General features: G+C 40.3%; 20 protein-coding genes. 11 read left to right on the forward strand and 9 right to left on the reverse strand.

Features of this window, described 5'->3' with window-relative positions; translation table 11 throughout:
• Positions 1-51: 51 nt before the first annotated feature.
• A complete protein-coding gene (locus ACOI22_RS15965) occupies positions 52-1,668 on the reverse strand; it encodes an isocitrate lyase (RefSeq protein ID WP_420673132.1) in 1,617 nt (538 codons plus the stop codon).
• 371 nt (positions 1,669-2,039) lie between these two features.
• Here ACOI22_RS15965 and ACOI22_RS15970 point away from each other — a divergent pair, with 371 nt between their 5' ends.
• Complete coding sequence (locus ACOI22_RS15970; protein ID WP_420673133.1) at positions 2,040-3,437, forward strand: alkaline phosphatase; 1,398 nt, start codon at positions 2,040-2,042, stop codon at positions 3,435-3,437.
• A gap of 86 nt (positions 3,438-3,523) precedes the next feature.
• On the opposite strand, the gene ACOI22_RS15975 is transcribed toward ACOI22_RS15970, so the two are convergent.
• From ACOI22_RS15975 to ACOI22_RS16000, 6 genes are all read right to left on the reverse strand, one after another.
• Complete coding sequence (locus ACOI22_RS15975; RefSeq protein ID WP_420673134.1) at positions 3,524-4,627, reverse strand: DUF2855 family protein; 1,104 nt, start codon at positions 4,625-4,627, stop codon at positions 3,524-3,526.
• Positions 4,628-4,734: 107 nt separating this feature from the next.
• A complete protein-coding gene (locus ACOI22_RS15980; RefSeq protein ID WP_420673135.1) occupies positions 4,735-5,436 on the reverse strand; it encodes a VC0807 family protein in 702 nt (233 codons plus the stop codon).
• Positions 5,437-5,602: 166 nt separating this feature from the next.
• Entirely contained in the window at positions 5,603-6,784 is a 1,182-nt protein-coding gene (locus tag ACOI22_RS15985) for a glutathionylspermidine synthase family protein (protein WP_420673136.1), read from the reverse strand.
• Complete coding sequence (locus ACOI22_RS15990) at positions 6,785-7,414, reverse strand: DUF1190 domain-containing protein (RefSeq protein ID WP_420673137.1); 630 nt, start codon at positions 7,412-7,414, stop codon at positions 6,785-6,787.
• 10 nt (positions 7,415-7,424) lie between these two features.
• Positions 7,425-7,841, reverse strand: a complete 417-nt coding sequence (locus tag ACOI22_RS15995) for a DUF350 domain-containing protein (RefSeq protein ID WP_420673138.1) — start codon at positions 7,839-7,841, stop codon at positions 7,425-7,427.
• Positions 7,842-7,898: 57 nt separating this feature from the next.
• The gene (locus ACOI22_RS16000; RefSeq protein WP_420673139.1) at positions 7,899-8,948 is read right to left on the reverse strand and encodes an ion channel; all 1,050 of its coding nucleotides are present in this window, start codon (positions 8,946-8,948) and stop codon (positions 7,899-7,901) included.
• A 482-nt stretch (positions 8,949-9,430) separates the two neighbouring features.
• Between ACOI22_RS16000 and queA the strand changes: the two genes are divergently transcribed.
• Positions 9,431-10,474, forward strand: coding sequence for a tRNA preQ1(34) S-adenosylmethionine ribosyltransferase-isomerase QueA (gene queA, locus ACOI22_RS16005; protein WP_420673140.1), 1,044 nt, complete (start codon positions 9,431-9,433; stop codon positions 10,472-10,474).
• Between the two features lie 69 nt (positions 10,475-10,543).
• Here queA and ACOI22_RS16010 read toward each other — a convergent pair whose 3' ends face one another.
• Complete coding sequence (locus ACOI22_RS16010) at positions 10,544-12,226, reverse strand: dipeptidyl-peptidase 3 family protein (protein WP_420673141.1); 1,683 nt, start codon at positions 12,224-12,226, stop codon at positions 10,544-10,546.
• Between the two features lie 293 nt (positions 12,227-12,519).
• On the opposite strand from ACOI22_RS16010, the gene tgt reads away from it, so the two are divergent.
• The 6 genes from tgt to ACOI22_RS16040 all read left to right on the forward strand — a co-directional run bounded on the left by tgt (position 12,520) and on the right by ACOI22_RS16040 (position 19,777).
• Entirely contained in the window at positions 12,520-13,632 is a 1,113-nt protein-coding gene (gene tgt / locus ACOI22_RS16015) for a tRNA guanosine(34) transglycosylase Tgt (protein ID WP_420673142.1), read from the forward strand.
• Between the two features lie 58 nt (positions 13,633-13,690).
• Complete coding sequence (yajC, locus tag ACOI22_RS16020) at positions 13,691-14,029, forward strand: preprotein translocase subunit YajC (RefSeq protein ID WP_420673143.1); 339 nt, start codon at positions 13,691-13,693, stop codon at positions 14,027-14,029.
• A 75-nt stretch (positions 14,030-14,104) separates the two neighbouring features.
• Positions 14,105-15,949: a protein translocase subunit SecD gene (gene secD, locus ACOI22_RS16025; protein WP_420673144.1), complete on the forward strand. Its 1,845-nt coding sequence runs from the start codon at positions 14,105-14,107 to the stop codon at positions 15,947-15,949.
• 12 nt (positions 15,950-15,961) lie between these two features.
• Positions 15,962-16,906, forward strand: a complete 945-nt coding sequence (gene secF, locus ACOI22_RS16030; RefSeq protein WP_420673145.1) for a protein translocase subunit SecF — start codon at positions 15,962-15,964, stop codon at positions 16,904-16,906.
• A gap of 161 nt (positions 16,907-17,067) precedes the next feature.
• Entirely contained in the window at positions 17,068-17,700 is a 633-nt protein-coding gene (locus ACOI22_RS16035; RefSeq protein ID WP_420673146.1) for a YceI family protein, read from the forward strand.
• 139 nt (positions 17,701-17,839) lie between these two features.
• Positions 17,840-19,777: a diguanylate cyclase gene (locus ACOI22_RS16040; protein ID WP_420673147.1), complete on the forward strand. Its 1,938-nt coding sequence runs from the start codon at positions 17,840-17,842 to the stop codon at positions 19,775-19,777.
• Positions 19,778-19,854: 77 nt separating this feature from the next.
• Here the strand turns inward: ACOI22_RS16040 and suhB are convergent, their stop codons facing one another.
• Positions 19,855-20,652, reverse strand: a complete 798-nt coding sequence (suhB, locus tag ACOI22_RS16045; protein WP_420673148.1) for an inositol-1-monophosphatase — start codon at positions 20,650-20,652, stop codon at positions 19,855-19,857.
• Positions 20,653-20,929: 277 nt separating this feature from the next.
• Between suhB and trmJ the strand changes: the two genes are divergently transcribed.
• The 3 genes from trmJ to iscR all read left to right on the forward strand — a co-directional run bounded on the left by trmJ (position 20,930) and on the right by iscR (position 23,249).
• On the forward strand, positions 20,930-21,742 hold the full coding sequence (trmJ, locus tag ACOI22_RS16050) for a tRNA (cytosine(32)/uridine(32)-2'-O)-methyltransferase TrmJ (RefSeq protein ID WP_420673149.1): 813 nt from the start codon (positions 20,930-20,932) through the stop codon (positions 21,740-21,742).
• A gap of 11 nt (positions 21,743-21,753) precedes the next feature.
• On the forward strand, positions 21,754-22,566 hold the full coding sequence (gene cysE, locus ACOI22_RS16055) for a serine O-acetyltransferase (protein WP_420673150.1): 813 nt from the start codon (positions 21,754-21,756) through the stop codon (positions 22,564-22,566).
• 203 nt (positions 22,567-22,769) lie between these two features.
• On the forward strand, positions 22,770-23,249 hold the full coding sequence (gene iscR, locus ACOI22_RS16060) for a Fe-S cluster assembly transcriptional regulator IscR (RefSeq protein ID WP_420673151.1): 480 nt from the start codon (positions 22,770-22,772) through the stop codon (positions 23,247-23,249).
• Position 23,250: the final 1 nt, after the last annotated feature.

Here is a 23,250-nt window from a genome sequence, read left to right on the forward strand (position 1 = left end):
GAAAAAACGCCCCGAAGGGCGCCGAACAAGAGTTTGTTGTGTGTCTTTTATTTATGCGATGGCATCAAATTGATTCATCGTGTTGTCTTCGCCCGATGCTTTAAGTGCTTGGTCACCTGAGAAGTACTCTTTATGTGTATCACCTAAATCAGAACCCGCCATGGCTTGGTGTTTAACACAAGCTAAGCTTTGGCGAATTTCTTCACGCTGAACACCTTTAACATACGCTAGCATGCCTTGGTCACCGAAGTAGCCTTTTGCTAGATTGTCAGTAGATAAAGCAGCAGTATGATAAGTAGGTAAAGTAATCAAATGATGGAAAATACCAGCTTCACGTGCAGCATCTGCTTGGAAAGTACGTACTTTTTCATCCGCTTCAATAGCAAGGTCAGTGGTATCGTACTTAGCTGACATAAGCGCACTGCGATCATATGCTGAGGTATCTTTACCGGCTTCGTTCCATCCATCAAATACTTGCTGGCGGAAATTAAGTGTCCAGTTAAATGAAGGCGAGTTGTTGTATACAAGTTTCGCATTTGGTACATCTTCACGAATTTTGTTTACCATAGCTGCAATTTGGCCAACGTGTGGTTTTTCAGTTTCTATCCAAAGTAAGTCAGCACCATTTTGTAATGAGGTTACGCAGTCAAGTACTACGCGGTCAAAACCAGTGTCTTCTTTAAATTTATACAAACCATTGGGTAAACGAACCGGTTTAACAAGCTGGCCGTCTAATTTCATTACCGTGTCACCGTTGCCTAAGTCATCAACACTATTTACTGGCGTAGTTTCAAGAAACGCATTGTATTGAGCCGCTAAATCACCTTCGCTTTGCGATACTGGGATTTTTTGCGTTAAGCCAGCACCTAATGAATCAGTACGCGCAACAATAACGCCGTCATCTACGCCTAATTCTAAAAATGCATAACGAACAGCATTAATTTTGGCTAAGAAATCTTCGTGCGGAACGGTTACTTTGCCGTCTTGGTGGCCACACTGCTTAGCATCAGATACTTGGTTTTCAATTTGAATACAGCATGCGCCAGCTTCAATCATCTTTTTAGCAAGTAGGTAGGTGGCTTCTTCATTACCGAAACCGGCGTCAATATCAGCAATAATTGGCACTACATGTGATTCAAAATTGTCAATTTGCGCCTGAATAGCCGCTACTTTTTTCGCGCCGTTTTCGCTGCTATCTGCTTTGGCATCATCTAATTGATGGAACAAGTCACCTAACTCGCGAGCATCGGCTTGGCGTAAGAAGGTATACAGCTCTTCAATAAGTGCTGGTACTGTGGTTTTTTCGTGCATTGATTGGTCAGGCAACGGACCAAATTCAGAACGAAGTGCCGCTACCATCCAACCCGATAAGTACAAATAGCTCTTTTGCGTAGTCCCTTGATGCTTTTTAACTGACAACATTTTTTGTTGACCAATAAAGCCATGCCAGCAACCTAATGATTGTGTGTATTGTGAAGAGTCAGCATCGTATTCAGCCATATCTTGACGCATAATACCTGCGGTGTATTTGGCTATATCTAGCCCAGTAGTAAAGCGGTTTTGGATTTTCATGCGCGCTGCATATTCAGGGCTTATTGCATTCCAGCCAGTACCTTGATTTGCTTTCAAATCGGCGAATTGTTTAATGGTGTCTTGATACTGTGACATAGTAAATTCCTCAGCTTTCTTAAAATATGGGGCTGTACAATTACAGCCTTATTAACGTGTTGTGTGTATTAATTGTGTCTCTATTTATGTATTGCTGTTTGAGTACGCATTCATCCTAGGCGCAGAAACACAATAAATAAAATATATAAAATTCATTTACATCATTAATTTCATGAATGCATTTAAGGGTTGCTTGTAAAATTTTACATGTGAAAATCACAAAAATTGACTTTCTTAAAGTGGCATCACACGCAAACTCTATAAAAAATTAAAAAAGATGACGCTAAATGCCTTGTGGTCATTAGAATGACACTATTTTGTTGTATACTTTCGTTCATAAAATTGAAATGTGAGTACAATTTAGGAAATTTATGATCACTACAAAGCTCAGTTATATTGGTAAATGGTTTGGGATAGGGCTTGCGTGCGCAAGTTTCAGTGCGTGTGTTGTTATTGATGTTGAAGCTGCTAAACAAGTAGACAATCAAGTTTCATCTAAAAGCCAAGCAAGTGTTCCGAAGAATATTATTATGGTTGTGGCAGATGGTACAGGGCCTGCATTTACTACGGCCTATCGTTATTACAATGACAATCCGAACACGCCTTATATTGAAACCACTATTTTTGACGATACCTTAGTCGGCGGTTCAAGCACTTATCCTCATGAAGTAAGTGGCTTAGTGACTGATTCTGCAGCAAGTGCCACAGCTTTGGCCGCAGGCGTTAAGAGCTACAATGGCGCTATAGGCGTTGATGTAAACAAGCAAGCGGTAGAAACCGTGCTGCATAGAGCTCATAAGTTAGGATTAAAAACTGGCCTGGCGGTTACTAGCCATATTGTTCATGCAACACCAGCAGCTTACATGGTAGCTAATGAATCACGCCAAAATTATAATGAAATAGCCGATAGCTTTTATGATGACCGCATTAACGATGAGCATTTAGCTGACATTATGTTAGGTGCTGGTTGGGGATTCTTTATGCGAGAAGACCGTAACCTGGTGAACGAATTTAAAGCCGATGGTTATCAATATATTGATAAATATTCACAACTGGCAAGCATTGATTCAGCAAAACCGGTGCTTGGATTGTTTGGTGATAGCGGCCTACCTTGGGCCTTAGATGACAAAGAACCGCTTCGCTTGCGCAAGTTAACCGAAGCCGCAGTTCCGTATTTAGAAAATGAAGACGGTTTCTTTTTATTAGTTGAGGCAAGCCAAGTCGATTGGGCAGGACATGGGAATGATATTTCTGCCGCGATGGCTGAAATGCATGACTTAGCTAAAACTATGGAATATTTGTATGAATATGTGCAAAGCCATCCTGATACCTTAGTTGTTATGACGGCGGATCATAGTACAGGCGGCTTAACCATTGGTGCTAATGGTGTATATGCATGGCAGCCACAATGGTTGAAAAACTTCAAAGCATCTGTTGCAACTATTGCTGAATCTATAATAGAAGAGGCTGACAAAGGCGCGTTTGTATCAACGCAATTTGGTTTTGATCTTAACGAAAGTGAAGTAGAGCAGGTAAACACCATTAATGCTCAAATGAGTGCTCGTGAAATTCAAGCGGTGCTTAAGGATATTGTAGATAAACGAAGCAATACTGGCTGGACTACTTCAGGACATACCGGAATTGACGTACAAGTATTTGCTTTTGGTCCATCATCTGAACGCTTTGCGGGTAGCCAAGACAATACTGACATTGCACACAAAATTTTCGATTTGCTGAATACCTACTACAAACAAAAAGCGAATAAGTAGCAAGCTTTATAAAAGGTTGATATAAAAAGCCAGATACTTTCGTATCTGGCTTTTTTATTGAGGTTCTAAAAGATTGGTAATGCTTTTTACGGGCGAAGAATCAACATTTGCCGCGGATTAATATTGCCTTGCAATGCGCTTAAATATTGATTCGACATATTTTCAAAACCTTCCACATTAATTTCTTGTATATGAGGCTTTATAGCGCGTAAAAATGTTTCCCATGCATTTTGATATTTAGCGAAAAATTCAGCTTTACCCCACTCATCTTGCCTTAGTTTCACTTGGCTAGGGGCAAAAAAGACCTCACCGCTGGTGTTTACATCACTCGTGTTTCTGCCGTTTACGTCAGTAGCACCAATTAATTGCGTACTTACTTGGTAATCTTGCAATCCTTTTTGCAGTGAGTGTAGGGTGTTCTTATTCCCTGCAAAATCTAAAATAACCTGAGTATTTTGCTCAGCAGTGTGTGTACTTGAGCTATTAAGCTTTGCCATGTAGGTTTCAATGTCATCATAATCCACGATTTCATCATAGCAGCCTAATTCATTCACAAAATCAATGTTGGCACTTGAGCTTAAGCCTACAATTTTACATGATTGCCCTGCAAGCTGCTGTTTAAGAAGCATAGCCGTACCATAGGCGGTTTTGCTTGAAGCACTGGTGATGAAAACGTTGCGCGCATGTGAATATTGGCTGGCCACAAAAGTACTTAATACAAAAGAGGTCATAAACAATGGGCGGTAGGTAATTTGCCAGCTTTCATTCGCTAACTGATAGCCTGTGTCAGTATCGCAAAATACGTAGTGGTCATATACCGGTGATATGCTTTTTCTTTGGCTATGAGCGTCAAAAAATCCTGTGCTATCAACATGTTTGGGCTGCACAACTACGTGGCTAGCAAAAGGCAGGTAACCAAACACACGTTTGCCTACGGCTATATCTGGATTATTTGAGGCAGCTACATTAGCGAAGCCCCAAACGGGGATAACACCGTATTGTTCAGGCTCATTTGTGAGAAAAAATCCCCAGTAACCGAAGCTTTGTCCAAGTACCGCGTAGGTAATATTATTTGCTGACAAACCAAAACTGTCTATTTCTAATAAGACTTCGTTTTCTTGTAGATTTAAAGACCGTGTTTCAATATTAATATTTGAGAGGTTTTCTTTATTTATGAGTAAACGTTGCATGCTATAAATACCTTTATTATTGTATTTATAGTTTTACCAGAAAAACACACGCCACAGTATTGATATTACTAATAGGCGTGGCTAGATTTTAAGCATAGTTGCGCGTACTACTGATTTAAAAAGTCTTCAATAGGATCGCCAGTTACATTTGAGATTTGCTTGAATAAGTATATTAAAGCAGAAATTAATAAGATCATGCTAGGAATAACAATAACCGGATAACTAAGGGCAGTCATACGTCCAAGTTCTTCAGTGTAAGCGGTAGTGCCTGGCTCAGAAACTAAAATCCACTTAGCTAAACCATAATTTAAGGCAGAAGATAAAAAGAATGATGAAGCCACAATATATGAGCTAACGGCTATTTTTTCTTTAAATATTTCAATTGCGTTTTTTTCAGCTAAGCGTGCATTTAACTTATCCCAATTCACGAGTTGGTCATTCAAAATAAGTGCTTTCACCAAGGGCTTGTGAGTAAACTGGGTAATAATAACGGCAAGGCCAATTAAGGCCGGGATGGCCGCTTCTTTTATAGCCATATATTCAGCAGGCAGTTTAAGTAAACTTATTCCCCCAGTTAATAATACACTCACAATTCCCAGTACTGAGAACATGTTTACTTTTTTGGTTTGCACTAGTTCAATTAGCCCATAACCAAGTGGAAACAAGAGTGCAACTACTACGCCCCATGCCGGCCCTAAGTATTCATCGGTACTTAAGTACGACATAATTACCACGGGAATGGCGATATTGAAAATTAGATTACCGAAAAATCCTGAGTTTTGCTTTTGAGCTTGTGTGGGTTCCGTCACGCTTGTTTCTCTACTTCTTAGTTAGGCGGGTATTTTACGCAATTAGGCGCGCCCTTACCATTGTAATTTTTAACATGAAAGCTACATTTACATAGTGTATTTAATGACTTGAAACTAAAGCCTTGAATTGCATAGCTTAATTGAAGAGCTTAATTGAAAGTCAAACTTATAAAATGATATGAGGGAGATATCTTGACATATCTTGAGTGATAAGGTTTTTATCTTCTCTAACGGATATTCCCGCCGGTTCGTCGCCAATCAGCCAAGAACCAATTAAAGTGTAGTTGTCACCAAACCGGGGCAATGGGTGGTTCGCTTGATATACGAAACCCTCTTCACCATAGGGACCTTCACTCGAGGCATTTTTTTGCTGAGTATTTATATCAAAAATATCAATGTTTGCCCCTTCCCTGGAGTAAAGTGGTTTTTTAACCCATGATGAATGACTACTTTGATGGGCGTATTTCGCAAAATCACTTTCAAAGAATGCCGGTAACAAATTAGGGTGGTTCTCAAAAGATTGCCACAACAGTGGAAGTAAGCCTTTATTTGAAAGCACACTTTTCCATATAGGTTCAAGCCAGCCTACACGGCTACTAATAGTTTGCTTAGCAAAGGGTTCGCGTAACATAAACTCCCAAGGATAGAGCTTAAAGCAATGTTCTATCAGGTTGTCATTTTTGTCACTCAACTGCTCAAGTGCATCTACGCCTATGTCTTCCATAAACGTAAAGTAGGTATCTAAACCCGCTTCGCTTGCGCAATCTTGTAGGTATTGAACGGTGCCGCGATCTTCTAATGAGTCTTTCGCACAAGCGAAATGCATAAAACGGCATTGATAAAACTGGCTAATATCTTTAAAAGTACGAATAAGCTTTTCTTGCACTGAATTAAATTGATCAGCATTACGAGAAATATGCCCAGCCTTTACTTTGTCTTCAAGCCATAACCATTGCCAAAAACCAGTTTCGTAGAGCGATGTGGGGGTGTCAGCATTGTTTTCTAATAATTTTGCAGGATGCTTGCCGTCATAACTAAAATCTAAACGGGAATATAAGCTAGGGTGCTTTTCGTTCCAGCTATCTGCCATTGCTTGCCAAGCCAGTTCAGGAATAGCAAGCTTTTGAAGCGTTTCTTCACTTTTAAGCGCTTCATTTACTACATGCAGGCACATTTGATGTATTTCAGCGCTAGGCTGCTCAATGTGTTCTTCTATTTGCTGTAAACTAAATTGATAGTAAGCACTCTCATCCCAGTATGTTTCGCCATACATAGTGTGAAAATGAAAACCATATTCTTTTGCCAGCGCTTGCCAGTTACTTCTAGCAAGCGACGGTAGTCGTAACACCTAGCCGCCCCAGCCTTTTGATGCGGCAGTGCGCGATGAAGTGGCGCGAGCAATATTACCAAAACCTCCGCGCTTTAAAGCGCTAGTGGTAGTAGGGCGTTTATTGAAAAAGCTTTGCCTTACTCGATACTTTTGATTGCCAGAAGTGGAATACTTGCCCACGTTTTGCCCATTGGACGTAAACCACCTGTTGCGCAGTGGCGAGTTTCGCGAATTTGATGTGTACATAGGAGTATATCGGCGTGAACCTGACATTAAGTTACCCAACATGTAGCCCGCCATTAACGGCATGAAAAAGCTACCTTGAGAGGTGTTTTGCTGTTGGCAAGCACTGGCACCAAAATCGTATTCGCAGTCAGCTTGAGTTTCGTATTTGGGGCCTGTGTCTTGCGCATCCTGCAAAGCTGCTTCATACGTAGCCTGGCATTCGGCACTAAATGAAGGATTATCGGAGCTGCAATCATCAGCATCTATGTAAATAGATGCAACGTCGTCAGTTCCGCAAGCGCCTAGCATGAATGTAGCGGCACCTAATGCAATGGGTTTCAGCGGGTTCACTTTTCGCATAGCATTCAGATTAATATTTTTACTGCGTTTTTGATTGCTTGATTTATTTGATGAATTTGACATTCACAAGCTCCTAATAAGACATACAAGCGGCATTAAGTAAGCCTACGGATATAGATACACAGGCTAAAATAATTCCCGCTGATACTTCATTGTTATCTATGCGCTCAGCAATAAGTGGCATAAACGTAAAGCGCAAAAGTAGGAACGCAAATACCTGCGCTAACATGGCAACGAAGGCCCAAATAACGTAATCAACAAAGAATGCAGAGCTAGATGCTGCGCCAGCAAGTGCAATGGCAAATCCTATCATGGCGCCACCAAAGCCAATTGCAGCAGCGGTATTTTGCTGTTCTTTTACCAGCTTCCATTCATCATGCGGGGTAATAAAGGTATAAAGTAGTTTGAACACAAAAAATAGCACTATTGAGATCAAAAAGTACATGGCGAAATTGCCAAGGCCTGCTAATGATGTTTGTAACATTTCCATGTGCGTTCCTTTTGTTGAAAATATATAAATTTAATAAAGGCTTCGGTAAAGTAAAATTTAATAGAACCGAGACCAATCAATATTGTTTATGCGACTTTGTGCAATGTAAAAGACTTTGTCACCTGATTCTAGCAAAGTGCTTAGCGGTGGGTTTACCGATATTTTATGAATATCATGGTCTTTAGCAATGCCAATAAAAATAGCTTCGTATTCACTTTTAAATTTGAAGAACAATGACTCAACAGTAATTGCGTTAACATTGTCGGGTATGGTAGCAGAAAACTGAGCTTGTCCTTCATAAACATCCAATAAATCATGATGCAATAAAGATGAACCTGGGTCGAACGCTGATTTGGCTAGCATTTCAACGGCTACACTAGGGGTACATTCAATTTCAGGGCAATGCTGGCGCAACAAACTGACTAAACTTTCGTCTTCAAAATAAGCTACCTTGTGCGCAGCTTGATTGCGCTGTGAGCAATAAAGCGCCGAGGTCATTGTCATGTCGTCTTGCGGATTATCTATTAATATAGTTGCTGCGTCAGCAATACAGGCTCTGTCCATATCCTCATCTTTGTTAAAGGTGTCTACTTTTACAAACTCAATAGTACCTGGGAAAGGGTTGGTAATATCCGCTCTTACGCATAAGACGATATCTGGGTTTTCAACAGAACTCTTTTTTTCAATTAACAATAGTTTGATCAATTGTTCGGTTCGCTTGCCATTCCAGCCAAGTACCAGTATATGATTTTTAACATCTAGGGTGTTCATGCCCTTCGCTCCTTTTTGCCACTGTGTACTCACCCAACTTGCTATTCGCCCTAAGATTAAACCGAATATAGATAAACCAAGTGGAATTATATAAAGAGAAACTACTAATTTACCGGTAGCAGTGGTGGGTGACATATCACCGTAACCCACTGTAGATCCGGTAACTACTATCCAATAGAAAAAGTCGTTAATATTCAGTAGTGTGCTTTCACCTGCTAAAAATAGCAAAATATATGAGCTGAGTACGTAAAAACTGAGCAAGCCGATTAACACAAACCAACGCATTTGTGAAAAGTACTGCAACATTAGCTTTTTTACTCTAACTAAGGTGTTCATGTGCACTCATAATCTGTTATTTAGGCGTCTAGTGTTAATAAAAACTCTAATAAATACAAGCCATAAATACTTCTAGTGACAGAGTATCCTCAAAACTTATCCACAGAACTAGGCTCGGACTGTCCAAGCGCTTGTATGTGGATAAGTTTACTTGGTATAAAATTGTGAGGCATCAAAAAACAAAAGCCCGGCACAAATGGCCGGGCAAAAAATTCGACATAGGGAGATGTCTAAGTTCATAACAGGAATGTACAACATGAAACTTGTGATTATAATAAGGGAATCGTTTATACTTCGCACGCAAATTAGGGTATGGCTAATCATATTAGGTATGTACAAAAATACTACAACTTTAGTTTAAATATCACTCTTTCGCTAATGGCTAAACATAAGATGCTGTTTTAGCCACTAAATATATGGTGTTTGCTTGTTGCATTCATTATGAAACTGTATCAACTCGTTTTAAAAGAATTATGTAATTAATGAAAATATCTGACTTTGATTTTGATTTACCTGAGCACTTAATTGCTAAATATCCTGCAAAAGATCGCACTTCTTCGCGCATGTTAAAGCTAAATGGCAATAGCGGCGAACTTAGCCACGGCAATTTTACTGATATTGTTGAGCTTATAAACGAGGGGGATTTACTTATTTTCAACAATACGCGAGTAATACCCGCGCGTTTGTTCGGGCATAAAGAAAGCGGCGGTAAAATTGAGGTGTTACTTGAACGTGTACTGAGAGACAACACCGCCTTAGCGCATATGAAGTCAAGTAAAAGCCCGAAAGCCGGAGCGTTGATCATTCTTGAGGGCGGCTTAAAAGCCAATGTACTAGGACGCCAAGGCGCACTGTTTCATTTGTCATTTGAGGGTAGCGAGAACATTTTTGATTTGTTAGAACAATATGGACATATGCCGCTACCGCCATACATAGACCGCCCTGACGAAGACTCAGACAAAGAAAGATACCAAACCGTTTACAATGAAAAGCCGGGAGCCGTTGCTGCGCCAACCGCTGGTTTACATTTTGACGAAAACATTTTGGCACGTTTAGCTGAAAAGGGTGTGAATACTGCCTATGTAACCTTACACGTGGGGGCAGGCACCTTTCAGCCAGTAAGAGTTGACAATATTCAAGATCATGAAATGCATTCAGAATATGCCGAAGTAAGTGCTGAAGTCGCTGAACTCATAAAGCAAACTAAAGCAAATGGAAAACGCGTGATTGCGGTGGGAACTACCTCAGTGCGTTCGGTTGAATCAGCCGCTCAAGCTACTGAGTCTGAATTAATTGCGCCGTTTCTATCAGACACCAATATCTTTATTTATCCCGGCTTTAAATTTAAAGTGATTGATGCAATGTTAACTAATTTTCATTTGCCACAGTCTACCTTAATGATGCTAATTAGTGCCTTCGCAAGCCGCGAAAAAGTAATGAACGCCTACCAAGAAGCGATTAAAAACGAATACCGTTTTTTTAGTTACGGCGATGCTATGTTTATTACGCGCAATAATGTAAGTTAGAAAATCGTAAAACAAAAAGGCCGCTGGTACTCACCACGCGGCCTTTTTTATTTTACGTAGCTAAGCTGTTTATAGGCCAAGCACCTTTGTACCTTGTTTAAAGGTTATATCTACAGGAATATTAGCCGATGTGAGTTTGCTTAAATCACTCTGCAAGTTGCGGCTTATGATGCCTTTTTCCGCTACTAATTCAGCCACGCCATTGTAGTCACCATTACCTTGTAAGGTTAGAATTAACTCAGATAGGCTATCAATTGCTGATGACATTTTATCCATATTAACGCTATAGAAGCCTTGTTCATCACGCTCAAATGCGCCTTTTTCTTGGAAATAATTAAAACGAATCATATTCGCTTTTCCATGTGCACTAGAAGCACCAAATCTTACCGAACGAAAAATACCGGCCATAAAGGTCACGTAATAATCTTCTAATACACCTTCACTTATTTCGCCTTTTTCAAGGAGCTGTTCAACCATGTAAAGGCCTAATATATCTGCTTTACCTTCTTCTAAAGCAGACGCATGTTCCTTTAATGCAGCGCGTACAGTCTGTTCACTTCCTAGCACATTTTTTACGCCTAGGCCGTGAGCTACTTCATGAAACATAGTGTTGCCAAAGAAAGCATCGAAGGTCACGTGGTCACGCTGACCTGTGGCAATAAGTTGCTCTGCAATTGGCATCATTATGAAATCAAATTTTGCGCGCATAGCGTTTTTAAGCTGTAAGCGACGAGTCCCTTTTTGTAACTGCACTGTTTCATCGTTCGGCAGGTTTATCGCAATAGTTTTACTGCCTGCGTTTGAATGGCCTGCGTAGTAAATAACATCGTAAGCGTTTAAATCAGCGTCGGTGCCTGGCATTTGCGCTTTGTATTTTGCTTCTACAGGTAAACCTTGTTGTAGTTCGGGTAAAAAAGCCGCGTATTTAGCAAGCTTTTCGCTCCATGCTAAGTCTTTTAGCAACACGTATGACTCAAATGCAGCTCTATAGCCAAACAATTGATCTTCATAGGTTTCAATTGGCCCAATTACTACATCAATGGGATTGCTTTTCATATCCATCCAAGCGAAGTCAGAGGCTTGGTATGAATTAGTGATAAATGCATCTGCGCGCATGCGCAAATAATTTGCGAATTCTGTGTTGTCAGCATACTCCGAGGCTTGAATTAATAAATTAGCCGCTTTGTTAAGCTGCTTTTTATAGGCTTCTTTGTACGGTACGCTGTAGAGTTCACCCGCTTTATTACGAAGCACTAATGAGTACAAACCATCTTTGTCAGAAAAATCACTGTTGTTGAATTCTTCTTTGGTCATGTCATGGGGATAAAATTGCGCTCCCAAAGGTTTTTCTTCAAAACCTTGCAAGAAAGCTTGGTCACCATTAAGCCTATCCCATGGGCCGTAATTAATACTTGCAAAATCATTAAGCGCTTCGTTTTCAATGGCTCGTAAGAACTCTTTTTTATTGGAACCAAACGCTTGCTCCCAAAATAAATCATCCATAATTTCAGATGCTTCAATAAGTAGCTTTAGCATTTCTTTTTGGTTGTCAGAATACGGGCTTAAATCAGCAGTTAAATCTACTGAATGGTAAATATTGAGGCGGCTTTCATCAATATTTAGCTTCACTTCAGGGGCTTTTTCTTTGCTTTCGATGGGGGCTGTATTGCTATTTAACTCAGGCGCTTTACTGCATGCCGTAATTAAGGCTACCGCGCACAAAGATAAGATAAATGGAGAACTTTTACGCATAAATCTTCCTTATTTTAAAGGGTTATTGTTGTTATTTTTAAGGCTTAACATCTGCCAGTATAACTCACTATTATGCGCTTAGCCTAGTGAGTGTTACGAAACTAAGGGGAGTTCGCTGAGTATTCTTTACCTTAAAAAAGTTAAAATATTTCGTCGTTTTATTAGGCTGTATATTTAATAAATAATTCCATGTTATTTTTTGCCCTATATTTGCTATAATCCGCGCAATTTTTTGAACCTGCTCGGTAATGGTATAATTTGCCAATTACCTTGGTCACTTTAGCGGATAATAAATGAAGTTTAATTTACTTAACACTGATGGTTTAGCCAGGCGCGGCCAACTTGTGTTTGATCGCGGCGTAGTGGAAACTCCAGCATTTATGCCGGTGGGTACTTACGGTACCGTAAAAGGCATGACGCCTGAAGAGCTAGCCGATACAAACGCGCATATATGCTTAGGAAATACCTTTCACTTAATGTTACGTCCTGGCACTGACATCATAAAACAACATGGCGATTTACATGATTTTATGCACTGGGATAAGCCTATTTTAACTGATTCCGGCGGCTTTCAGGTATTTTCATTAGGCGCTATGCGTAAAATTACCGAAGAGGGCGTTACCTTTAGATCGCCCATCAACGGTGAGAAAATTCTTTTAACACCTGAAAAGTCCATGCAAGTGCAGCGCGATTTAGGCTCTGACATTGTTATGATTTTTGATGAGTGTACTCCTTTCCCTGCTACGGTTGAAGAAGCAGAGCGTTCAATGCAGCTCTCATTGCGCTGGGCTAAACGCAGTAAAGAGGAACATGGTGATAACCCATCCGCTTTATTTGGTATTATTCAAGGCGGCATGTATGAAGGTTTACGCGATGTATCTTTAGCGGGCCTTGAAGATATTGGATTTGATGGCTATGCAATTGGCGGTTTATCGGTTGGTGAACCGAAGCCTGATATGATGCGCATAGTGAAGCATACCGCGCCTAAAATTCCGGCTAACAAACCGCGCTATCTAATGGGCGTGGGCAAGCCAGAAGATATTGTTGAATCGGTACGCCGCGGCATTGATATGTTCGATTGCGTAATGCCTACACGAAATGCACGTAATGGCCACTTGTTTGTAAGTGAAGGCGTAATTAAAATCAGAAACGCCAAACATAAAACAGATACATCACCTTTAGATGAAAAATGTGATTGTTACACTTGTAAAAATTATTCTCGGTCATACTTACATCACTTAGACAAATGTAATGAGATACTTGGCGCACGTTTAAACACTATTCATAATTTGCGTTATTACCAAATTGTGATGGAAGGCTTGCGTGAAGCTATTGGTGAAAACCGTTTAGATGAATTTGTTGCAGAATTTTATGCACAGAAAGGCATGGAAGTCCCTGAAATTTAAATTAATTTCAGTGTGCGAAGTGTTTAACCTACTTAATAATTAAAAAAAAGGAAATCTTATGAGCTTTTTTATATCTACAGCCCAAGCCCAAGAAGCAGGCGGCGCAGCCCCTGGTTTTGGTTTTGAACCTCTAATTATGCTGGCTGTATTTGGCCTAATCTTTTATTTCTTGTTGTATCGCCCTCAAGCTAAGCGTGTTAAAGAGCATAAAAACTTAGTATCAGCCCTCGCCAAAGGTGATGAAGTGCTAACACAAGGCGGTATTGTGGGCAAAGTAACTAAGGTTGCTGACGAAAAAGATTTTATCGAAATTATGCTTAACGAAACTAATAGCATAATGGTACAAAAATCAGCAGTAAGTGCGGTATTGCCAAAAGGCACTATGAAGTCAATTTAATGAACGATAAGCCGTGTTAGCTTACCGAGCTTTTAAAGCTTGCAACAAGCAAACACGGTTTTTTAGGATATTATTGTGTTAAACCAAACCCCTATTTGGAAATACCTATTGGTGTTTTTCGTACTCGCTATGTGCGGTTTGTACGCCTTACCCAATTTGTATGGTGAAGATCACGCGGTGCAAATTACCTCGGGTCGTAACACCGAAGTTTCTGCTACTTTAGTCCCCGCAGTAGAAGCTAGCTTAACAGCAGCAAACATCACCACTAAAAGCGTTGAATTTAAAGACCAACAAGTAATTGTTCGTTTACTTGATTCTGATACGCAATTACTAGCGCGTGAAAATTTAGAGCGTAAATTTGGCGAAGATTATGGCGTGGCTATGAATCTTGTGCCCGACACTCCTGAGTGGCTAGAAGCGCTAAATGCCTCACCAATGAAGCTTGGTTTGGATTTGCGTGGCGGTGTGCATTTCTTAATTGAAGTTGACATGAAAAGCGCCATCGATACCGCATTTGAAGATATTATTGGAACCTTCCGTACCCAACTACGTGAAGAAAAGATTCGTTATCGCTCTGTTCGCCAAGTAGGTGAAGAGATTGAAATAACTTTCCGAGACCCTGAAGTACTTGAAAAGGCGCAGTTCTTTTTGCGTCGCGGCTATGCCGACATGGTATTTAATGAACGTGATGATTTAACATTGCGCGCAGTATTTACCGAGGCTAAATTAGCTGATATTCGTGACAAAGCTGTTAAGCAAAATATTACGATAATACGCGGCCGTGTAAACCAATTAGGTGTAGCCGAGCCATTAGTGCAAAAGCAAGGTGCAGAGCGTATTGTTGTTCAACTTCCTGGTATTCAAGACCCAGCAAAAGCGAAAGAAATACTAAGTACTACGGCAACGCTTGAGCTTCGCATGGTTGACGAACTCAACGACGTACGTGATGCTGTAAACGGCCGTGTACCAGCACGTTCGCAGTTACTATATACGGCAGCTGGGCGCCCAGTGTTGCTAGAGAAGCAGATTATGCTAACCGGTAATCATATTTCCGATGCTAGCAACAGTGTTGACGAAAATGGTTTTCCACAAGTCAATATTTCGCTTGATAGTGAAGGCGGCAGCAAAATGTCAAACGGCACCAAAGACAAAATTGGTAAAGTCATGGCAACGGTATTTATTGAGTATAAAGCGACCGAAGAGCGCGATGCCAATGGCAAGCTTGTATTTAAGAAAGAAATGGAAGTAATAAACACTGCCACTATTCAAGCGCGTTTAGGTAATAGCTTTAGAATCACTGGTATTGATAGTGCTAAAGAAGCAAGAAACTTAGCTGAACTGCTCAGAGCGGGCGCTTTAATAGCACCTATTCAAATAGTAGAAGAACGCACAGTGGGTCCAAGCCTTGGTAAGGAAAATATTGAGCTAGGTTATACCGCCATATTGTACGGTTTGGCTGCAGTACTTGTATTTATGCTTATTTACTATCGCGCATTCGGCATTGTGGCTAATTTAGCCCTTGTTGCAAACGTGATTATGATTGTAGGTGTTATTTCGTTAATTCCAGGTGCCACGCTTACCTTACCGGGTATGGCAGGTATAGTACTAACCGTTGGTATGGCGGTTGATGCTAACGTACTTATATTTGAACGAATACGAGAAGAAATTCGCGATGGAAGAAGCCCGCAACAAGCCATACACTTTGGTTATGATAATGCGTTTTCAACCATTCTTGATGCCAATATTACGACCTTTATTGCAGGCATGATTTTGTTTGCAATAGGAACTGGGCCAATTAAAGGGTTCTCAGTTACCTTAATGATTGGAATTGCAACTTCAATGTTTACAGCCATAGTACTCACACGTGTGCTAGTGAATCTAATTTGGGGCGGTCGCCGCGTCAAATCGCTGGCCATATAAGGGAATAAACATATGAAATTTCAACTTTTAAAGATAGACGGCGCAGTTAATTTTATGAAGTTGCGCGTAGTCGCAATGATATTTTCAACGGTGTTGATTTTGGGTTCTATTACCTCACTTGCGGTTAATCAGCTTAATTGGGGCTTAGATTTCACTGGCGGTACCGTTATTCAAGTATCGTACCCTGAGGGTGCTAAGCTTGAAAAAATTCGTGCTGACTTAAGTGAAGCTAGTTTTCCTGATGCTGTGGTACAAAATTTTGGTAGTAGCCAAGATGTATTAATTCGTATAGCGCCGCGTGATGATTTAGCGGCAGAATTAATTGGCGATACTATTGTTGCGGCATTACAAGCGAAAGATAGCTCAGTTAATATGGAGCGAATTGAGTTTGTAGGGCCAAACGTAGGTGAGGAACTTACGGAGCAGGGCGGCTTAGCAATGTTGACCGCGTTAATTTGTATCTTAATTTACGTGGCTATGCGCTTCGAATATAGGTTCGCCTTAGGCTCAGTGGCAGCCTTGCTGCACGACGTAATTATTACGCTTGGTTTGTTTTCTGTATTGCAACTAGAGTTTGACCTTACGGTATTAGCAGCACTATTAGCGGTAATAGGTTATTCACTTAACGATACCATTGTGGTTTCTGACCGTATTCGCGAAAACTTTCGCAAAATACGCAAAGGTACGCCATTAGAAATTATTAATATTTCACTAACGCAAACCTTAAACCGTACCATTATTACCTCGTTAACCACTATTCTCGTGTTATTGGCCTTGTTCTTTAAAGGCGGTGCCCTGATTCATGGTTTTGCGACCGCTTTATTGTTTGGTGTATTTATTGGTACTTACTCTTCCGTTTATATTGCCAGCGCAGTAGCTCTAGCACTAGGTATTAGCAAAGAAGACTTAATGCCGACTGAGGTAGAAAAAGAAGGCGAAGATTTAGAACCTTTATAAAGCTGAACAACTTTAATGTAAAACCCTGAATCTATAATGCTTCAGGGTTTTTTTTTAAATAAATTACAAAAATTTAATATTTAAAATATGAATATGCTAGCTAAAATTTATGTAATGCCATACGATAAGCTCGCGTTCATATACAGGAAAAAGGATTAGCCATGAATTTGCTTCGCATAAGCGTGCTATTTATTGTATTAATATTAGCAGGTTGTATATCTTGGGTGTTTGCGAAAAGCCCTTTTAACCAAATGCCAGAAGGGAAGTACCAACTTGATCTAAGCCATGGATCTATTGTTTGGAAAGTGTCGCATTTTGGTTTATCGAATTACTTAGCTCGTTTCACCGAGTTTGATGCATCTATTCATTTTAAACCTAACGATATTGAAAGTAGCACTGTTTTTGCCTCTATTAATCCCATGTCGATACAAACTGCTTTTCCTAACCCAAAGCAAACTGACTTTGACAAAGTATTAGCCCTTGATGAAAGTTGGTTTAATGCGGGGAAATTTAATGCAATTGAGTTTGAATCAACGTCAATTGAAATGACATCAGAAAACACTGCCATAATGAGCGGAAATTTAAGCTTTCTAGGCCTAACAAAACCCCTTACATTGAATGTAACGTTTAATGGAGCTATGGCTATTCAACCCTTATCAAGAAAGCCCACAATGGGTTTCTCTGCAAGCACTACTATTGTAAGGTCAGAATTTGGCATGACTAAACACATACCTCAAGTAGGTGATAGTGTGAGCGTCATGATTGAGGGTGAATTTGCTTACGCTGGCGATTGATATTTACAATTAATAATCGCTAAGTATTATCATATATTGTAGCTTTAGCTTATAGTGGCACAGTCGATACAGCTATATACCAAAGTCTAGTAAATTTGCTGCTAATTTATATTGGCCATTTATCAATGGAGTTTATTTGTTGTCTACTCTGATTGCTCATACAGTTTTTGCTTTTGGAAAAAGGGCGGTATGTGCGTGCCTATTATTTTTTGCCGCGTGTAATATAGCCAATGCAGTCAGTATCCCTACTTTTAACTCAGAAGAAAAAGCACTTAACTATTTAAATGATTGGGATGCTGATACTGTGACTCCAAATAGAGAGTTGGTTTTATCATTAAATAGTTTGGTTGAACGTTGCCGTGAACAAGCTTGGTATAACTGTGCGTTTAAAGGTCAATTGGTCAAAATTGAAGTGTTGACTAGTTTAGAACGAATGAGTGACGTAGCTAAAGAAATTACTGAAGCAGAATCTATTCCCTTAAATGATATAAGTATAGCTGACAGTGCGCGTTTAAATATAGCTAAGTTAAATGTAGCTATTCATACCGGTAATGATGCTGAACTCACCGAGGTCACCGCGCGCCTTTATAAACAAATAGAAGATATTCTGGCGACCGAAGGGAACAAAGGTGTTGGCGATATTTATATTGCTATTGGACGTAGCCAAGCCATTAACTATCAGTATGCGGAAGCTATTCAAAGCTTACAGAAAGCCTATATAGAATTTGACCGAATAGGTGATTTACCCGCCACGGGCACAGCGTTGGTGAGTTTAGGGAACGTGTATTCGGCTATAGATAACCTTGATAAAGCACAAGAATACTTTGAACTCGCACTTACTACCGAGCGACAGTTAGGTAACAAATTTTCAGAATCTATTATTTTATTTAATATGGCGCAAACTTACTTTATTGATAAGCAAGTTGAGAAAGCAAAAAGCATAATGCTAGAAGCCTTAGAAATTAGCGAATCGCTAAACGATGAAATTGGCATAATGTGGACAAAGCTTGAACTTGCCAATATAGAAGTGGAGCTTAAAAACTACAAAAAAGCATTGGCGCTTTATCATGAAGTTGAGCCCACGTTTATTTATGCGAATGATCCTACCTTGCTTTATGCTGCCTTGTTCGGCATGGCAAAAGCTCATTTAGAGTTAGGTAACATTGAACGTGCTGATTTTATAATGATTAAAACAGCTGCCTTGTTTGAATACATTCGCCGGCCTACAAGCGACGCTGAGCGACTTACTATGATGTCTAAATTACTGCTTAAGCAGGGGGAATATGACCGCGCATACGAAGCCCTTGAACAAGCGATGGAAGTAAAAATTGATATTAAAATGAAAGAGAAAGCGAATTTGGTGCAGAAGTACCAGGTTGAATTTGATACTAAATTGAAAGAGCAGCAAAACGCAGCCTTGTTGCAACAAAATAGAAATAATTTAGCTAAAATAGCGCAACAAGAACGTGAACGAAATATATGGTACATCGTTATTCTTGCGATTACTTTATGCACAATAGTGCTAGTCATATTTTTATTTCAACAAAATAGACTACGCAAGCAATTTAAAGCGATGGCGATGCGCGACCCGCTTACTAGCCAGCCGAACAGGCGCAGTGTATTAAGTTTTGCTGAGATGCTGTTTCGCGAAGCGAAAGAAAGAAAGCTTGAAATTGGAATTGCTATTATTGACTTGGACCATTTCAAAAAGATAAACGATAAATTTGGTCATGACACAGGTGATAACGTATTGATGGCGTTTGGTGCTGCTTGTAAAGAGGTGGTGCGCTCGCAAGATGGATTTGGCCGTTACGGCGGGGAAGAATGGTTATTAGTATTAGCTGAAGTCAATGAAAGCCAAATTGAGAGCATCTTCAAACGTTTAGCCGAGGTCGTTAATAAGACTGCGATTGAAGGCTTACCAAATGACGAAGTCATTACCTTTAGTATGGGGGCTGTTTCCATTACTCCTAGCGATAAAATGAATTTACGTGAAATTATTCAGCATGCTGATAAATTGCTATACAAATCGAAAGATCAGGGACGAAACCAAATGGTGTCTGAAAAGCTTCCGTAATATAGATAAAAACATAGGTAATAAAAAAGGTCATACGCAAAGCGATGACCTTTTCTGGATTTACGCAAAATAAAATTTTATTTTAAACGCTTAACAATGTTTTGAACCACTCGTGGATTACCGGCAACTAAGCCATTAGCACTGCCCGGTGATTTGAGTTCATCATATAAAGGGTCATTGTTGCCCGCATAATCGGTAACTAATCCACCTGATTCTTTAACCAATAACTCGCCTGCCGCCATATCCCAAGCTTTCAAGCCTTTTTCGAAGTAACCGTCGTATCTTCCGGCAGCTACATAAGCCAAATCAAGGGCTGCAGAGCCTGAGCGTCTAAAGTCACCTGCGTCTTTAACTACACGGGTAAAGCGCGTAAGTTCTTCGTCAAAGTTAGCTTTATTTCTAAACGGTAGGGCGGTAGCAATAATCGTGTTATTTAAATCTTTTGCTTTTGTACAACGCAAACGGTAACCGTTTAGCTGAGCACCGCTGCCTTTACTGCAAGCAAATAGCTCACCGCGAATAGGATCAAATACAACTGCTTGGTCAACTTTACCTTTGTAAAGAAGTGCAATAGAAACCGCGAAATGTGGAATACCTGCAATAAAGTTGCTGGTACCATCTAGAGGATCAATAACCCAAGTGAAGTCAGAATTACCTTCAACACGGCCACCTTCTTCACCTACAAAAGCGTGATCAGGGTATGATTGCTGAATTTTATTGATGATGGTTAGTTCGGCTTCTTTGTCTATTTTAGTGACATAATCTTGAGAGCCTTTTTTCTGAATATCTAAATCGTCACGATTTTCATAACCGCGAGTAATAACGTTACCTGCCGCACGCGCTGCGCGTACTGCAATATTGAGCATAGGATGCATACTAACCACCAAATTGTAAAAAGAACATTGTTGAAAACGTGCGCAGTGTACCAGAACTAATAGCTCTATTCCATGACAGAATCATGCTAACAAGGCCATTCTTGGCAATTCAAAGCACGTGAAGTTTTAAGCAAGTTAAAAACTCCTTTGAAATCATATAGAACTAACTTAGCGCGTTATTGCCTTAAAACCTTATTTATAGTCATTTATTGCGGGCGTGCTTTTATGCTATATTACGCGGCCTAAAATTCACACTATCCCACAGGTCTCTACATATATGGCTGATACAGACAATTCCAGTGTGCAACAATCTGAATTAGATGCAATTCGAATTGTGCTCGTTAATACCTCACATACAGGTAATATTGGTAGTGCAGCCCGCGCAATGAAAACCATGGGCTTGAAGCACTTTTACCTAGTTGATCCAGTTAGCCCGCCAGATGGTAAATCACACGCTTTAGCTGCCGGCGCTACTGACATTTTAGGCAATGCTATAATTGTTGACACCCTTGAAGAAGCCATCGCGGATTGTGGGTTAGTGGTGGGTACCTCGGCTCGTTCAAGAACATTATCATGGCCTATGCTTGATTCTCGCGAGTGCGGCGCAAAATTTATTGAAGAGGCGCCAAAACATCCCGTTGCTTTAGTATTCGGACGTGAAAGTAGCGGCCTTTCTAATGATGAATTACAACAATGCCATTACCATGTGTGTATTGATGCTAATCCTGAATATAGCTCATTAAATTTAGCCGCAGCGGTGCAAACCTTATGTTACGAAATAAGAATGCATTATTTAGCCAAACAACGCGCTCCTTACGCGCAAAATACGGCGACAGAAAATGAGTATCCTTTGGCTAAAGAGCTTGAAAACTTTTATGAGCATTTTGAATCTACCTTTTTGCAGGCCGGTTTTGTTAGAGCGAAGCATCCCGGTGCAATAATGTCGAAAGTGCGCAGAATGTTTAATCGAACCCGATTGGAATCTCAAGAACTAGCCATTCTAAGAGGCGTTTTATCGTCGGTTGATAAAGCCTTAAACAATGCGCAAAGTAACTCTGAAGAAACTCCCTCTAAGCACGACGGTAAATAAAGAGAAGTCATATGTTCACTCATATTCGAGAAGATATTAATAGCGTATTTGCGCGTGATCCAGCAGCTCGAACAAAGTTGGAAGTTTTGTTTAATTATCCTGGCTTACACGCAGTATGGTTACACAGAATTAGTCATAAACTTTGGTCATGGAAAGTAAAATGGCTGGCTCGATTTGTATCAAACATTGCACGTTTTATTACGGGTATTGAAATCCACCCAGGTGCCAAATTAGGTCAACGTGTATTTATTGACCATGGTATGGGCGTAGTGATAGGTGAAACGGCTACGGTTGGCAATGATGTGACCTTGTATCATGGGGTTACCTTAGGTGGTACTAGTTGGAAAGCAGGAAAGCGCCATCCTACTTTGCGTGATAACGTGGTAGTGGGTGCCGGAGCAAAAGTACTAGGTCCAATTGAAATAGGCAAAAATGCCCGAGTTGGCTCTAATTCAGTTGTAGTAAAGGATGTGCCTGATGATGCAACCTGCGTAGGGGTGCCAGGGCGTATTATTCTTGCTCAAAAAGAAGATAAAGCAGATGCAAATGGTAAGCGTAGCAAAATAGCAAAGAAATATGGCTTTGATGCTTATGCTATTTCTACAGACAACCCTGATCCAGTGGCAAATGCTATGGGCATTATGCTAGAACATGTGCATTTGATGGATGTGAAAGTAGAAGAAATGTGCAAAGTTATTCAAAGCTTAGGGGGTAACGTGTGTAGTGAATCTATACCAAAGTTATACGCTGAAGATTTTGAAGGGACGGGTATTTCACCTACAGTGAAAAAAGCCGCAGCAGAGGCCTTTGATCCGCAAATTTAAAGGCCTTAACGGGGGTTTGTGCTTGAGTTTCATTGCTTACACCCCATATATAAATAAACGTAGAGCTAGTAATCTGAACGGCATAATTTTGCGTAGAACACTTAGTCTTATAATACTTGACTAAAATAGTAGGTTAAATACTTGACAAATTTAGTCAGGTATATAAACTTTCATACATTATAAGTGTATTGGAAGGCGAATTCATGAAATTGACATCGAAAGGCAGATACGCAGTTACCGCCATGCTAGATGTTGCTTTGCATTCTCAGCATGGGCCTGTGCCACTGGCTGATATTTCTGAGCGGCAAGCCATTTCCTTATCTTATCTTGAACAACTGTTTGCTCGATTAAGAAAAGAGAAACTAGTAACAAGCGTTCGTGGACCTGGCGGCGGTTATCAGTTAGGTAAAAGCGCCTGTGATATTGCGGTTGGTGAAGTTATTCGCGCGGTAGATGAAAGCGTTGATGCTACACGATGCCAAGGGCAGTCAGACTGCCAAGGTGGCGTAAGATGCTTAACCCATAGTTTATGGGAAGACTTAAGTGATCGAATTACTACCTTTTTAAATAGTATTACCATTGGCGAATTAATGCGCCAACGAGAAGTCACTGAGGTGGCAGGACGGCAAAATCAATCTGCACAGTCCATTTTGAACAATATTGAAATAAGTTTGCAACCCTAAG

The organism is Glaciecola sp. 2405UD65-10 (assembly GCF_048820975.1).
Classification (GTDB): domain Bacteria; phylum Pseudomonadota; class Gammaproteobacteria; order Enterobacterales; family Alteromonadaceae; genus Glaciecola.